We start from the raw sequence: 15,153 nt of genomic DNA on the forward strand, positions 1-15,153 counted from the left end.
ATTATTATTTAAGTTGTACAGAACATGTTTGAATTAAAATACCACACCCCATTTGAATGGACCGAAGTTGTCCTTGCTGACTTTAATACTTTTTTACAAGATCATGCCGCTGCAGAAAAAAAAGCATCGGGTATGGCTATGTCTATGCTTTCGCATTACCCAGACAAACGTAAATTAGTAAAAGCCATGACCGACTTAGCATTAGAAGAATTAATACACTTTAAACAAGTGCTTAAGTTACTTTTAGAGCGCGATGTAAACTTAGGTGACGACAAAAAAGACCCGTACATAAAACAAATACGTGCACTGTTTAGACATGGTCGTGATGGTTTTTTAATGGACCGATTACTGGTTGGCGGTGTAATTGAAGCACGTGGTCACGAGCGTTTTTCTTTAGTTGCACAAGCACTTCCTGAGGGTAAAGAAAAAGACTTTTATGTTGCGATTGCCAAGTCAGAAGAAAAACATAAAAACCTATTTGTAGAACTCGCTTACGAATACTTTGAAAAAGAAGAAGTTGATGTTCGCCTAGAAGAGCTACTTATAGCTGAAGCAAAAATCTGTGAAAGCATCCCGTTTACAGCCGCTTTGCATTAATTAAAACTAGCGCAGAGCTTATTTTACTCGCTTTGCGCCATACCTCTCTGCTCTTACTCCTTTGCTAATCTCTTCATGAATTGTTGATTTGCAATTTGCGAATCAAAATAATAAAAACCACATTTATAAACTTCAATCTACTGATAATAAAAATAAAAACCCTTGGTCTCATACTTGCTACCTATTCAATAAGCAAATTGAGGGAAAAGCTTATGTTAAAGTTTATTTTTATACTATTACTAATATCTTTTACCGCCATGGGCAGCGAAAGTCATTTAGATTATATAGAAAATGCAAATGGTGAGCGGGTACAAAAAGTATCGCACTTGGTTAAATGGACGCATACTCGCTTTGTGTTTACCCGTGATATTTCTCGCATTGCACTAGGCCACGAAACAACACTTGATGTGAACGTGGTTAATGGCCGTGAGCTACTAATTTTAGCTAAAAAGTTGGGCCGTACATCGATGATGGTATGGTACGACGATAAAAGCTCTGAAACATTTTTACTTGGCGTAACCGAAGATTACAGCGTGCTTGAAAATGCCCTCAACGATATTCATCCTGACGTGCAGCTAACCATAGCGCCTGATCGCCATGCTGTTGTATTACGTGGTGAAGTACCGACTATAAATTATCGTCATGCCGCTTATGAAGCTGCAAAAAACTACCTTTATGCCAGTAGCTCACAAGCATCACAACCCGTTATTACCTCAAATCCTAACCAAGGTATGTTTAATTCACTTGCTCAATGCTTGCAAGGATTGGGTAACGCAAACGGTGGTACCTCTCAAAACTCAAGCAAAGTCGCTATTATTAATTTAATAAAAGTAACTCAAGCACCCAAGCCAAAAGAAGAACGTATTAGCGAAGTAATTAAATCAATGGGCGCAGATAAAGTGACCATTAAACGCATCTCGGTTGATGAGCTATCAAATGATGATAGCGATGTATTTTTACTGTCAGGCTCTGTAAAAAATCAAATAAAGCTAGTGCGCTTATTAAATACAATTAATAAATTATTCGAACCAGAGCAAGCATTACAAACTCAGGGATCTCCTCTTGATCCTAATAATTTAATGGGCGGCGCAACGCAGGATAAAAGTTCAGGTATTGAAGTGCTTGCCAACGAGTCGGGTGGGTTAATAAACGATGCTACATCAGGGTTAAACTTAAGTAATGTAAGTTCTAATATTGCCAGAGCAACGCTTCTTTCAGTGGCTGGCGGTAAAGTTTTGTCGAGCATTGAAGTTGAAGATTTACCTCAAGTGCGTGTGTCGGTGCAATTATACGAAGTAAATCAACGTAGATTAAAGCAATGGCGCCCAGATATTAGCGTGCTCTCTAATGGGTATGAAAAAGAAGCGGGATTGTTTGGTCGTGACGGTATGACTGAACGCGAATCTGGCTCTGCAACAATAGAAAATGCGCTGCAATTAATTGGCGGTCAATTAACTAATAACTTACAGCTTTCTACCTCACAGTTTGCCATTGATATGTTGTTTTCATTACTTGAACAAGAAGGTATTTCTCGAACGCTTTCTCGCCCTACAATCACGGTTTTAGCTGGTGAAAGTGCCGTATTTAAGGTCGGTGGAGAAGTACCCGTACCTACAAGTTATAGCCCTTCAGGAATTACAAGCGGGCAGCAAGGTAGTAGTGGGTCGGTGTTTAGCGGCACAGAATTTAAATCATTTGGAGTTGAATTAAATGTACGCGCCATGGTTGACGACAAAGACAGAATCACACTTGATCTAAACCCAGTAATTTCGCTACCCGATACCACGTTAACCGCCGAAATTGCACAAAGCACAGGCAGCAGTTTGAACAGTAGTGCATTTAATACACGCAGCATGCAAACATCAACGCGTTTAAAAGACGGACAACCTCTTATTATTGGTGGCTTAATTAGCACCGATAACAATGCAAGCCACGACTTTGTACCTGATGGCAACGGCAATAGCATGCTAGGAAAGTTAAGCGAAACAACCAGTAAAAGTGAAAACAACCGCGAGCTTATAATTGTTGTAACTCCAAACCTGGTGCGTGAGCCAATTAATACCTTACGTTCGTGGGAACAGGCAAATATAGACACCCAGATACTTAGCTATATACAGGAGCAAGGGCTATGAAAATACTTTATATAATTTTACTGCTTACTTTATCGGGTTGCGCTCATATTGATTACAAGCCAACAGTAAATCCTTACAACGCGCTGGGTGACATAGTTAAAAAATACCAATTAAATGCCCAACCATTAAAGTGCGAAGGTATTAATGCAAGTGACTGTTTGAACCTTGTGCATGAGGTGAATCAGTTAATGCTTGAACACCCCGATAACACGGCAATACTTTCAATATCGGCATATGTACTTTATAAAAGTGGCCGTGCTAATCAGTCTCAACAAGTTATAAATACTCTGCTTAATAAAGCTAACCCGCCGTTAAACGCAATTACTTTAGGAGTCACTTTAGCAATTGAGCAAGGCAATTTAGCTAAAGCGAAAAGCATTGCCCAATACGGCGTAGATGTTTTTGGTACACATGCTTCACCATACCTGCAAATTGCCTCTATACATTATGCTCAGGGCAGTTACGTTATAGCTTCAAACTATTTAGAGCTTTCGGTTAAGTTTGGTTTAAATAGCACCGCCTATTTTTACCATAAAGGGTTAATTGAAGAAGCGAATGCTAATAATTTATTGGCCTGTGGCTACTATGAGCAAGTTTTACGTGCAGAACCCACGCATCAAAAAGCACTTGCTAGGCGCGGAAAACTCTCCGTTTTAGGTAATTGCTACTCTTAAGGCCTCAGGGCCTTTTTTTATGCCTACAATTTGGCATTATTAAGGAGCCAAAACCACTTTATTATTTATTAAAAATAGGAGTAAAGCTTTCGCTCATCCTACGTTTTATACGTAATCTCACAAGTCTCATTTTAATATTGATTTGCATTTTGCAAATCAAAAATAAAAAAAGCTAAAAAACACACACATAAAAACTATAACCACCTGTATTTAATAGCCATTTTCAATTGGCATGGTCCTCGCTATATATAAAGTGAGCATAAGCTCTTTTAATTTAAAGGCTACGATTATGAAAACTATTAAACATAACTTAAATGGCAAAAAGCAAAAAGGTTTTGTACTAACGTCAGAGCTAATCATTCTTTCTACATCAATGGTAGCAGCACTTGTAATTGGTTTATCTACATTACGTGACTCTGTAACCAGCGAGCTTGAAGATGTAGCTGAAGCAATTGGCTCACTTGACCAAAGCTATGTATTTGACGGGATGATTAACGCCGAAGGCACAGCTGAAGTGTCTGGCTCTGGGTTTGTAGATTCAGTTGACGTGTACGCAGGCGATGGTAGTTCATTCACTTTTGTTGCATCAGACTTTAGTGAAAGTGCCGCACTTGTTAATGCTACACCAAGTGGCGATGCTGCAACACGTACAGCAGCAGGCGGTTCACAAGGTAACTAACACAAGGTAACCAGGTTTGAATACCAAGCTTAAGGCTCACTGCCACAAAATTGTGGCAGTGAAAGTTACTCCGGAGGAATATTATGAAAAGTAAAAGTAACAAAGGCGCAACCACAGCGGCTCTCACATTACTCATCACCTCTGGCATGTTAGCTTCGGCTTTGGGTATTAGACAGGTAAACGATGAAAATAGCGTAACAGCTTGGGTAGTAAACAAAAATATGTCGGCCGGTCAAACAGTAACCGTTCACGATGTTGAGCAAAAGAGTATAGATCCAAGTAACTATTCAAATATTGCACTGAGCGTTCAAAACCCACGTGCATTAATTGGTCAAAAATTAGCAACTAATAAAATGGTTGAACAACCATTATTTGACACAGATTTTATCAGAGCGAAAAGCCAAAATTTATCAGAAGCCATACCGGCAGGGCGTGTTTTATATACTTTAAAACTAAACACCTTGGATATTCCGCTTTCGCGCATACACAAAGGTGACCGACTCGACATAGTCGCTAAAACTAATCGCTTAGTAAGAACCGTTGCCCGTGATGTACAGCTTATTGGTGTTTCAAAAGGTCCTAAATCGCAAGCTGCTAAAAGTGGCGTAATGGATAATTTAGCTAAAGAGTCTAATTCTGCTGCGGGCGGTGTTTCATTAGTCCTCGCGGTACTTCCAAAAGATGTTTATTCGTTGGCGGGTATAGATAACGCTGACAAAGTTTCAATTATTGTGCATAGCGCTTATGACATTGAACAAGGTCGTTTGCAAAACTTTTCACGCTTACAAACCAGTCGCACAATCGAAGTGGTTAAAGGCGTTAAAAATGAAGCTGTATATGTAGCTAAGTGAGTTTTTATGTTTAATTTATCAAGCAAACATGAAGAAGTTCAAACCAGTTTAAGTACCTTTGAAGAGCTTAAAAAGCTATTGCATGATGCCGTTATCGAAGAGTACGAACAAGAACCAACCGCGCTTTTATCAAGTAATGTTCTCGAAAAAATCTCTGCATTGTGCAGTGAAATCCCACAATTCAATCAATCTTCATTTAATCAGCATCAAAAAGAGCAGGTTGTTCAGGCTGTATTTGATGAAATTCAGGGTCTCGGTCCTATTGCACAGTTTATGCTGGACGATCAGGTAAGTGATATTTTAATAAACGACACGCAAGATATATGGATTGATAAGCAAGGCAAACTACTTTGCACTGCCAGTAAGTTTGATGACGAACGCCATTTACGCCGATTTGTTGATCGCTTACTTGATGGTTGTGGCCGACAAGTCAATGCGCTTATGCCGATTGTTGATGGCAAACTAAAAGATGGTAGCCGAGTTCATATTATTGTACCGCCTGCGTGTACCAGCGCCGCGATTGTATCGATTCGTAAGTTTAATCATAAAAAAATAAACGATGACTTTTTAGTTAATAATCATTTTTTAGATAAAAACATCTTATCATTTTTAAAAAGCGCAGTTAAAACAGGCGTTAATATTTTAGTGTGTGGCAATGCAGGTGCAGGTAAAACCTCATTATTAAACGTACTTGCTAACTCAATTAATCCAAACGAACGTGTTGTAACCATTGAAGAAAGTGCTGAGCTTAATTTGCATCACAACCACGTTGTGCAATTAGAAGCCCACGACACAAACAGCGATGGTATAGGTGCAGTAAGCCTAAGAGATTTAGTAAAAGCAGCCCTAAGAATGCGCGCAGATAGAATACTTGTAGGTGAGGTACGCTCTGGCGAAGTAATCGATATGCTCCAAGCAATGAACTGTGGTCACCAAGGTTCGATGACGACCATACATGCTAACAGCGCAAATGATGCTGTTATTCGTTTATCTACTTTAGTGCAGTTACACAATGCACAACTGAGTGATACCCATACAAGCTCGTTAATATCGTCTAGTATTCAACTTATAGTGCATGTTTCTCGCTCAACTAATGGTACCCGAACTCTAAAAAGTATTGGTGAAATTAAGCGTGTTAATGGCGGCGCACATTTCGGCCCCCTTTATAGTATTAACGAAGCAGAACCAGTACAAAGTGATTTAATAGATAACTCAAGTGTTATTGAGTTTATGAAAGGCCAAGGCGCAAATGCAAAAGAATTAAAAGCATTACTGCACAATAACCCGGAGGCTAACAATGACTAAACTTGATTATTTATTAGCTATTGCTGCGGTTATTACTTTTGTACTTGCAGCTATTGTGTTGGTTTCTTTGTATGCTAAAAATAAAAGTAACCAGAGCGCTAAAAAAGTAGATATTTTAGAAGAAAAAGACGTCCTTACTTTGTCACTACGAGTGCTTGGTTTAAATATTAGTAACGCCTGGTTTATAAGCATGGCGTGCTCGCTCTCTAGTAGCTCCTGGTTTTTAGCTAAATTATATTACCCAGAGGCATCAACCAGCGCGTTTATTATTTCAATCGTGGTTTTTGTAACCTGTTTTATAACTGTGATTGACTTGGCTCATTATAAATTAGCAAAATTTGAGCATCACTTTTTAGAATTTATTGAAACCGTACAATCTTGTTTAAGCACAGGGCTATCGCTACAGCAATCAATGCAGTTTGCTGATGAACATGCAGACCCATATATAAAAAAACAAAGCACCTTACTATTACAACGCATGAGCATGGGTAGTGATGCCGAAACGTCGTTTGCCCCATTAATTGAAAGATACAACTGCGAAACCGTAAGATTGTTTGCTCATAGCATCATTACACATACACAAAGCCAGTGCGATTTGACCGACATGCTAAAAAGCGTATGCAACATGATGTCGCTAATAACTCTCGACCGCCAACAGCTGAAAGCTAAGCTTTCCGGTACTAAATACGCTGCTGTGTTTAGTGGTTTTTTACCTTACGCACTAATTCCTTTATTTAGCTATACCGATCCAACCTGGTTTGAACCATTATTAAACGATCCTAATGGGATTGCATTTATAACGGTTGCGCTTCTTTGTCAGCTATTTGGCTTTTTATGGCTACGCCTTAGCTTAAGGGTAGCATTATGATTGATATACTTTTACTTATCGGGCTTTTAGTAAGTATGGGCTCATTTATCCATATTCATAGGCAATCGCTTAAAGTCGAATTAGATAAACCCGATACTAAAAACATTAACTGGTATCCGCTAATTATCATCTCTAAACGTCAACTAAGACAAGCAGGGATTCAAATTAATAAAATATTAATAAGCCTGTACTGCTTTAAAGTGGCTGCTACTTTTAGTGCATTTACGGTTATAGAGCTAACAGGGTATGAGCTGAGCCAATCGATTAAATTATTATTGTGTTTTATGTGTTTTTTTGCACCCGAATGCTGGTTTTTATTACGTAAAAATCAACGTCAAACCACTATAAATAACAGCTTAGAGTTTTTTTTACGGGTGTTACTGGTTTACATGCGCGCCGGGTTTTCGCTAGAACGTTCATTTGCACTGGCGGTTGATCATGGATTGAGTCAAAAACACCCATTATACAAAGAGCTAAAGTTATTTTTATTCGAACTAAGTGCAGGTAAAGATCGTGAATTTGCATTTAATTCACTTTTTGAAAGAACCGGCGTATTAGGAATTAAAAAACTCGCAAACTTAATGTTAATAGGGTCAAAACTTGGTACGCCACTTATCCAAGCAGTAGAGGCTCAACTTGAAGGCCTAGCTTTAAAAAAGAACATTTTACTCGCTAAAAAGGTAAACAAAAAAGCGATGCACACAACCTTTCCCATTATCTTAATTTGTTTTCCGATGTTTTTAGTATTGGTGTTTTTTCCCGCAGCATTACAAGTAATGAACGTACTTAAAATGCTTGTAGAAGTGTTATAGGAGCCTGATATGAAAAAGCATTATCAACAAGGGTACATACTTACTATTGAGCTTATATTAATTATAACTATTTTAATTATTGGCTCAATTGGTGGGGTGATTTTAGTAAGGGATGCCCTTATCAAGCGCCATCAAACTAAGGTAGATAATCAAATTACTGTAGTTGATGTTAACAATAGACCACTCGGTATTGCAGTAAGTTTTGATGAGCATCAAGCACCACTTATTTTTTATACAGATCGTGGAGCAAACAACACGTACAGGGCATTAATAGGCATAAGAGATGATAGGTTTACCTCGCGAGAAGCTGTTTATTACGATGCTCCAAATTGCCAAGGTAACCCGTGTTTAAAGGGCTTAAGCGACGAAGCAACCGACAGCCAAGGTGTCAGCAAGTTAAATAATACCGGTAATGTAAGTTATATAAATGCGCTGCAGCAAGGTCCAAATTACGCAATAGGGCAGTTAGGTAACAGCGTTATTGGTCAGTTATTAAGAAGCACGCCACAACAATGCCCTGCTAATAGTGAACAAATTCTATCTCGTTATGTATCCCAAAAAGTAGTAACAGGCTCACCTTGTGAAAGCTTTGAAATAGATAAGCAACCAGCCGACAGCAGTTGTTTAGTTGGAGTAACAGCTTTAGGAAATCCACTTTTAGGTACAAGCGATCAAGGTTTATCACAATCGTGTGATACATGCCAAACAGGGTACGAATCGCAAGGTGACATACTTGATTTATATTTACCTCAGGTAGAACCGCTTTTAAATACAGCCCTTAATGCGCTTTCATTAGTAGGTATAGGCACAAACGTTGATATAGAGCTTGGCACAATATGCTGCCCAGAAGGGACACGCTTAGAAGATGATGAAAACATTGTAGAAACACTTGTTTTCACTATTTTACAAACCACATTTGAGCTGGTCGGTATCGATTTAGTAAATAACCTTATCATTAGTGAAACACTGAGCTCAATAGGGATTGAGCCAGGTATTACATATTGCAAAACATCACTTAATTTAGTTAATGCAGAACAAGTAATTAATATCACCACAGGCGAACCTGCTCTTAGTAGTTTAACGCCACCATTTAAAGTTTTACTGCCAGTACATAGCGGCCAAAACAGGACAACGTGGATACATACTCCCCCAAAAGGGGAAGGAGAACGTCAATGAACGCCTCAAATATATTTACCTCACATGCTAATTTAGCAGATACACCAACTGATGAAATATCAACAGAAATTAAAGAAACGCTAACGCTACTAAAACAGTTTTATGATGTTCCAATTGTTAAATTTATCGATTTTAGAGAGGTTTATTCAGAGCAGTTAATAACCTGCAACGATAAAGAAAGTGTCGAAAATGAGTTATTAAGCTATCAACTACGCTGCACACAAGAAAAACTATATTTATTTGAAGATACTTTTTTTGATGATGTATCAAACAACACGCACAAATTAATTCGCTTTTATGCACAATATCCAATTTATAGTGTCACTAATAAATTAATTGGCGTAGTGCTGATGGCTGATTTAGCACCTAAAACATTAATAGGTTCACAAAAAAATCAGTTTATTTCATTTGCTCAATTATTGCAGACACAGTTAAATAAAAATTCAGATTCAGTAAGTAATCAAAGTACTAATCCTGTGAAAAAAAATTATGGGGAAAAGTATATTCATGTATTTAGTTTAGCGCCCGTGGCATTCTTAATTGCATTAGTATTATGCTCATTCACTGCATTACTGCTTTATACTATAGAAAAAAAGGAGCTGCAAAGTAATTACAATGAACAAACTCAGCAATTACGTAAAACGTTATTTAATGCTTTAGAGCGATTTGATAATCAAGGATTATATATATCGCAAAAAGATTTAGTTATCGCAGGCTTTTTACAAAGCCAAAATAGCTATACAAAAGAGCAGCTTAATGATTTAGTACAGAGTCAGGTTTCACAAAGCTTAACTTATAAAGGGTATATTGTGTTTGATTCTGAGTATAACCAACTTGCACTTTGGTCAAAAAATAATTTTGATTTAGCCGCGTATGGATTTAAAAACTGGTTAGAAAAATTCAATAATAGAGCGAATAAACAAGCAGTAGAAGTATTTACTGTTGCAGATACGGCCTTCTTAATTTCTGAAATAAAAATTAAACAAGGATCTATTTATACACTTACAGCATTTGATTTAAGTAAGTTTTTAAAAGCCGTTATTGGCAAATTAAACACTGAAAATTATAACGTTTTTATAGTAACACCACAGTTTACTTTAGGAAAACAAGGAGAAGTTAGCCCGAGTATAATTAAAAATAGTATTAGCGCTTTAAGTAGTCGTTTTCCACCTACATGGCGCTTACATGTGCAACCTATGAATAAAATAGTACGCCCACAAATAACTAAATATAGTTTAATTAGATTAGGGTTAATCTCTTTTTGTGTATTTGCCTTTGTGTATTATTTTTTACGTTTGCCAAGACGTTTACACAACGAAATAAAACAAAAAAATCAGTTAATACTCAATAGAGAAGAGCTTTTTTCAAGTTCTCTTGATGCACTGCCGCATGGGTTTGCTATTTTTAATAGCCACGAATTTCCTGTGATCACCAACAATGCATTTAACCTTTTATTTGCACAAGTGAATAAACAAAATAGTCAGCTATCGTATAGCCAGCTGGTAAGTATTGCGCAGCAGAATAATATTATAAATCACTACCATGAACATCATAAGCTTGATGATGATCGTAACCAATTAATAGATATAGGTTTTACAGACGGGAAGTGGATAACTGTATTACAAAGACATACAGATTTTAATGGTTTCGTTTGCTACTTTAGAGATGATACAGAGCCACATCAAAAAGAATGTTTACTCGCTGATGTTCTTGAAAAATCAAAACAGACAAATCAATTAAAAGAAAAATTTGTTACAAGGCTTAGCCGTCAATTAAAAACGCCTTTATCATCTTTAAAGTCATTAGTTGAAATATCTAAAGATCCAATAAGCTTTAACGAATTTAAAAACAATGTGGGGAATATTTCTGATGCATGCGACCAGCTCGAAAGTGTAATTCAACAACTCGTAAATATAAATAAATCGGAAATAGGTAAGTTAAAACTGCAGGCCAAAAACGTTAACCTGAATCATATGATCAATAATAATATTTCGATTTTAACTAAAGAAGCTGAAAACAAAAAAATAGTTCTTAAAAATAATATTACGCCTGGGTTAACCGTGGTAAGCGATGAAAAGTTAATTTCTCAATTGGTTATTCAGTTAGTGACAGAGGTTTTGGATTCGTCAAATAATACAACGCTATCTATTAACGCTCAGATTAAAAATGAAAGTAACCGTAATTACTTACACCTAGACTTTTCATTAAGCAATTTAATCGACAGTAGTTACTTTATAACTGAGCTTAAAAGTATATCGGGTGATGATATAGCACGTCTCATAGATGATAAAGACGTTTCATTAGAGTTAAAGTTTTTTATCTCAATATTTAAAATGTTAGGTGGTAAAGCGATAACTGTAAGTAGTAACGCGAATAAATCAACGATAACGCTTTCTATGCTGGTAAACAAAGTAACGAAGCAAGATAAAGACAATGTGCAAAAAGTACCAAGTAGCTCATTAAATACTGATTTAGTAAAAGCGAGTTTAGTGACTAAAAATCACCAAAACACGCTACTACTTGTTGATGACGATCCACTTGTAGAAATTGTGATTAGGGCAATGCTAAAAGATCAGAATATCATTATAGATTACGCATGCAGTGCGATAGAGGCTATGTTGATGGTTTCGCAAAATAGTTACGACATTATTCTAATGGATATAGTAATGCCAGAATTGTCGGGAACTGACGCTATGTTAAAAATTAAAAAACACAGTGATAATTCTAAAACTAAAATAATTGCGCATACATCGACACCCGATACAGAATCTAAATATGTAAATCAGGGCTTTGATGACATGTTATTAAAGCCGGTGAAACAAGGTGTTTTAATAAACCAAATAACACGTATTTTAAAAAGATAAGCCGCTGGGGTAATAAATGAAAAACATTAATGAAAATATGGCAGAAGTTATCGAGTTTAAAGTAACGCCAATAAATAAAACTAAACGACTACTTTTAGTAGATGATGACTTACTAATAGAAATAGTAATAAGAAAAATGCTTAATGAAGAAAATATTTTAATAGATTTCGCATCAAGTGCTATAGAGGCGCTATTGATGGTTTCTCAAAATATTTACGATATTATTTTAATGGATATAGTAATGCCGCAATTTACAGGCACTGATGCAATGCTAAAAATCAGGAAGCATGCTGACGCATCAGCAACAAAAATTATAGCTCATACATTTAGTGAAAACGAAAATAGTAATAATAAGTACGTGAAGCTTGGGTTTAACGGTCTTTTGTTAAAGCCAGTTAAGCAAAGCGTATTAATTGAAAATATTAGAACTTTCTTGGAATGATAAATAGAAACAGTAGGGCGGTTAACTATTTTTATTTATAGCTTATTAAAAAATTAAATTATAATTTTTTAAAGACTAATATTTATTTAGTGCTTTTGTGTATATGAACCTTTAATATATTTAAATTTGTAAAAATCCTTTAATAAGAATAATTACTTTAAATTATTACAAACTACGCTTTTGTAATTGTTGCATGTATACGAGTCATCGTTTCACACTTTTTAAAGCGGTTAATAATCTCAATTATTAAACGCTGTAATATTATAAAGTTAGTAAATTTATTTAGCCTAGAGCCCACGTATCACAAGGGTTTAACTTTCAAAACATTAATATTTTTTAATAATTAATAAATGCACATCTTGGGATGGAATTTGCTTTATAAGGTTATATTCTAATTTTATAGTTTATTAAACATTATAATTTTTAAAGTTAACGAGGCAAAATTATGAGCAAAACACAGTACGTTACAGTAGAAGGTCATCAAATTGCTTATCAAGAAATGGGACAAGGCACACCTTTATTATTAATACATGGCATACCAACTAACAAATTTTTATGGCGAAATGTGATGCCCAAACTCGCATCAGAACATCGAGTAATAGCGCCTGATTTACTAAACTTTGGTGAATCAGATATGCCAATTAACACCGATGTATCTATAAATGCGCAATGTAGAATAATGTGTAAGTTTATGGAAGAACTCGGTATTTCTAAAGTTAATATTGCTGCACATGATATTGGTGGTGGTGTTGCTCAATTAATGGCGGTAAATCATCCTGATAAAATAAACGGATTAGTTTTAATAGATAGTGTATGTTTTGATTCTTGGCCAATACCAGAATTTGAACCTTTGCTAGAACCTGGTGTAGAAGAAAAGACAAGTGTAGCTGAATTTATTGATACATTAAGAGATTTCATGCCTAAAGGTGTATACGATTCTAGCGTAATGACTGAAGAGTTAATGGAAATATACTTAAAACCATGGAGCAATGAGCAAGGAAAAGCCGCTTTATTTAGTAACATGCGCAGACTCAATAAAGAATATACACAAGCTATTGCAGGCGATCTTAAAAGCTTACCTCATGAAACACTTATATTATGGGGTGAAGAAGACAAATTTCAAAAGCCAAAATATGCGCCAATGTTAGAAGAAGCAATTCAAAATTCATCATTGGTTTGGATAGATAAAGCCGCACATTGGGTTGTTGATGAGTATCCAGATAAAGTATCTGAGCTTATTAGTGAATTCATGAATGATAAAAAATTCTAAAGTCTCAGCAAGTACATCAGTAGGATAGTTAAAAAGCCATTAAATTCAACATCTTGAATTTTACTGGATGAAATATCTACTAGGAAGTTATTGTTAATACCGCTTGGATATATTAATAACCAAGCGGTATTTTTATATGTTCAAGAAGCTAATAGCGTAAATGGGAAAAACATTAACTATTAAGATAAGTAGGTTAATGCTTATTAAATAGTCAAAATATCGCGTTTATACGTTAATTAATGAAGGTGAGTAACTTGGTTACGTATTTATTTATGCTATTTAACATAATATAAATTATAGGTAGTTAATGTATTTATAGAAAGAGCGCCTAAATGCGCCCTTACTATGTCCAATACTAGACGGTATCGGACATTAAGTGTTTTTATTACAATAACTAGTATTACTAATACAGATACTTTATTTATCAATTTGTTTAATCAATACTAAGTAAACGCTCAGCTGTATATTCGTTAGTAATTAATCCACTGATCATGTTTGACCTTACTGCGCCCAAAATGGCTAACACTTTTTCTTCACCAGCAGCTATCGCATAAATCTGTTTGTTAGCATTTGTTTTTAATGGCGTACTTGCTACACGCTGATTAACTGTGCAATCTAAAAGCTTACCGTTTTTATCAAACACCCAACTAATCATTTCACCAACAGCACCCAGATCTTGTAACTCTTTAAGTTCTTGCGCATCAATAAAACCATCTATATGTAATGGCGACTTTTCACCTAAGCTACCAATACCCACAAATGTTACATCGGCATCTTTAGCGAGTTTTAAATTACCGGTAATATTTTGTTGTGCGTGCAACTGTTCTTTTTCTTCAATGCTTCTTGGTAAAACTGGCAATGGCATTGGATAATGTTTTGCATTGGTGTGTTCGGCCATTCTTACTACAACATCATAAGGTGAAGCCGATCCATCCAAAGCCATATTACCTAGCATGGCTACAATTTTATGTTGCGGACAATCAACGGTTCTTAGCTCATCCACACATGAACGTAAAACTCGACCGGTTCCCATAGCAAGTACTTTGGGTTGTTCTGATTTTAAATGACGTTCTATTTCTGCCGCGCCAGCTTGAGCCAAACCTAATGTAGATGAAGGTTCAGATGGATCGCTCGGTACAACTTCACACGAATCTAACCCAAAACGGCTTTTTAATTTTTCGGCCAAATCCATACATTTAGCAATCGGGTGGTCAAGTCTAACTTTAATTAATCCTTGGCTCACAGATAATGCGACCATTCTTTGTGCAGATTGACGAGATATATTTAGCTTTTTGGCAATTTCATCTTGTGTGTTACCGCCAACATAATATAACCACCCTGCTCTGGCTGCATCATCTAGCTTTCTAATTTCTGTATTTGATAGCTTTACCACGTAAACCTCTTAAAATAGAAGGAAAACTAAGTCCTTATTTTCATTACATAATTTTAATTATATGTGCTGCTATATAAATTATTTTATTAA

At 36.0% G+C, this 15,153-nt stretch carries 13 protein-coding genes; 12 read left to right on the plus strand and 1 reads right to left on the minus strand.

Going from position 1 to position 15,153, the window contains the following annotated elements:
- Nucleotides 1-24 precede the first annotated feature (24 nt).
- From H5157_RS07535 to H5157_RS07590, 12 genes are all read left to right on the plus strand, one after another.
- The gene (locus H5157_RS07535; protein ID WP_007586685.1) at nt 25-597 is read left to right on the plus strand and encodes a tRNA-(ms[2]io[6]A)-hydroxylase; all 573 of its coding nucleotides are present in this window, start codon (nt 25-27) and stop codon (nt 595-597) included.
- Between the two features lie 212 nt (nt 598-809).
- Nucleotides 810-2,729 carry a pilus assembly protein N-terminal domain-containing protein gene (locus tag H5157_RS07540; RefSeq protein WP_182724464.1) on the plus strand — a complete coding sequence of 640 codons (1,920 nt, stop codon included), beginning with the start codon at nt 810-812 and terminating at the stop codon, nt 2,727-2,729.
- Nucleotides 2,726-3,403, plus strand: a complete 678-nt coding sequence (locus H5157_RS07545) for a lipopolysaccharide assembly protein LapB (protein ID WP_182724465.1) — start codon at nt 2,726-2,728, stop codon at nt 3,401-3,403. Before H5157_RS07540 ends, H5157_RS07545 begins: the two co-directional genes overlap by 4 nt.
- Nucleotides 3,404-3,692: 289 nt before the next feature.
- Nucleotides 3,693-4,082, plus strand: coding sequence for a hypothetical protein (locus tag H5157_RS07550; RefSeq protein ID WP_076925982.1), 390 nt, complete (start codon nt 3,693-3,695; stop codon nt 4,080-4,082).
- Nucleotides 4,083-4,165: 83 nt separating this feature from the next.
- Entirely contained in the window at nt 4,166-4,933 is a 768-nt protein-coding gene (locus H5157_RS07555; RefSeq protein WP_007586678.1) for a hypothetical protein, read from the plus strand.
- A 6-nt stretch (nt 4,934-4,939) separates the two neighbouring features.
- Complete coding sequence (locus tag H5157_RS07560) at nt 4,940-6,238, plus strand: CpaF family protein (RefSeq protein ID WP_182724466.1); 1,299 nt, start codon at nt 4,940-4,942, stop codon at nt 6,236-6,238.
- Complete coding sequence (locus tag H5157_RS07565; RefSeq protein ID WP_182724467.1) at nt 6,231-7,106, plus strand: type II secretion system F family protein; 876 nt, start codon at nt 6,231-6,233, stop codon at nt 7,104-7,106. Before H5157_RS07560 ends, H5157_RS07565 begins: the two co-directional genes overlap by 8 nt.
- Nucleotides 7,103-7,918 (plus strand): type II secretion system F family protein, encoded by an 816-nt coding sequence (locus H5157_RS07570; protein WP_169043649.1) that lies wholly within the window; start codon nt 7,103-7,105, stop codon nt 7,916-7,918. The genes H5157_RS07565 and H5157_RS07570 overlap by 4 nt, the downstream gene beginning before the upstream one ends.
- Nucleotides 7,919-7,927: 9 nt before the next feature.
- Nucleotides 7,928-9,094 (plus strand): hypothetical protein, encoded by a 1,167-nt coding sequence (locus H5157_RS07575; protein WP_182724468.1) that lies wholly within the window; start codon nt 7,928-7,930, stop codon nt 9,092-9,094.
- Nucleotides 9,091-11,958, plus strand: coding sequence for a hybrid sensor histidine kinase/response regulator (locus H5157_RS07580; protein ID WP_182715479.1), 2,868 nt, complete (start codon nt 9,091-9,093; stop codon nt 11,956-11,958). The genes H5157_RS07575 and H5157_RS07580 overlap by 4 nt, the downstream gene beginning before the upstream one ends.
- 16 nt (nt 11,959-11,974) lie before the next feature.
- A complete protein-coding gene (locus H5157_RS07585; RefSeq protein WP_182715478.1) occupies nt 11,975-12,400 on the plus strand; it encodes a response regulator in 426 nt (141 codons plus the stop codon).
- 445 nt (nt 12,401-12,845) lie between these two features.
- Nucleotides 12,846-13,670 (plus strand): alpha/beta fold hydrolase, encoded by an 825-nt coding sequence (locus H5157_RS07590; RefSeq protein WP_182724469.1) that lies wholly within the window; start codon nt 12,846-12,848, stop codon nt 13,668-13,670.
- Nucleotides 13,671-14,103: 433 nt separating this feature from the next.
- Here H5157_RS07590 and H5157_RS07595 read toward each other — a convergent pair whose 3' ends face one another.
- The gene (locus H5157_RS07595; protein WP_002960874.1) at nt 14,104-15,063 is read right to left on the minus strand and encodes a sugar-binding transcriptional regulator; all 960 of its coding nucleotides are present in this window, start codon (nt 15,061-15,063) and stop codon (nt 14,104-14,106) included.
- Nucleotides 15,064-15,153 lie beyond the last annotated feature (90 nt).

It is taken from the genome of Pseudoalteromonas sp. SG43-3 (assembly GCF_014164385.1).
Classification (GTDB): domain Bacteria; phylum Pseudomonadota; class Gammaproteobacteria; order Enterobacterales; family Alteromonadaceae; genus Pseudoalteromonas; species Pseudoalteromonas distincta.

What these genes read in the sequence shown, in the direction of transcription:
- H5157_RS07535 (WP_007586685.1), top strand. Translation starts at nt 25, where the DNA reads ATGTTTGAATTAAAATACCACACCCCATTTGAATGGACCGAAGTTGTC.
- H5157_RS07540 (WP_182724464.1), top strand. Translation starts at nt 810, where the DNA reads ATGTTAAAGTTTATTTTTATACTATTACTAATATCTTTTACCGCCATG.
- H5157_RS07545 (WP_182724465.1), top strand. Translation starts at nt 2,726, where the DNA reads ATGAAAATACTTTATATAATTTTACTGCTTACTTTATCGGGTTGCGCT.
- H5157_RS07550 (WP_076925982.1), top strand. Translation starts at nt 3,693, where the DNA reads ATGAAAACTATTAAACATAACTTAAATGGCAAAAAGCAAAAAGGTTTT.
- H5157_RS07555 (WP_007586678.1), top strand. Translation starts at nt 4,166, where the DNA reads ATGAAAAGTAAAAGTAACAAAGGCGCAACCACAGCGGCTCTCACATTA.
- H5157_RS07560 (WP_182724466.1), top strand. Translation starts at nt 4,940, where the DNA reads ATGTTTAATTTATCAAGCAAACATGAAGAAGTTCAAACCAGTTTAAGT.
- H5157_RS07565 (WP_182724467.1), top strand. Translation starts at nt 6,231, where the DNA reads ATGACTAAACTTGATTATTTATTAGCTATTGCTGCGGTTATTACTTTT.
- H5157_RS07570 (WP_169043649.1), top strand. Translation starts at nt 7,103, where the DNA reads ATGATTGATATACTTTTACTTATCGGGCTTTTAGTAAGTATGGGCTCA.
- H5157_RS07575 (WP_182724468.1), top strand. Translation starts at nt 7,928, where the DNA reads ATGAAAAAGCATTATCAACAAGGGTACATACTTACTATTGAGCTTATA.
- H5157_RS07580 (WP_182715479.1), top strand. Translation starts at nt 9,091, where the DNA reads ATGAACGCCTCAAATATATTTACCTCACATGCTAATTTAGCAGATACA.
- H5157_RS07585 (WP_182715478.1), top strand. Translation starts at nt 11,975, where the DNA reads ATGAAAAACATTAATGAAAATATGGCAGAAGTTATCGAGTTTAAAGTA.
- H5157_RS07590 (WP_182724469.1), top strand. Translation starts at nt 12,846, where the DNA reads ATGAGCAAAACACAGTACGTTACAGTAGAAGGTCATCAAATTGCTTAT.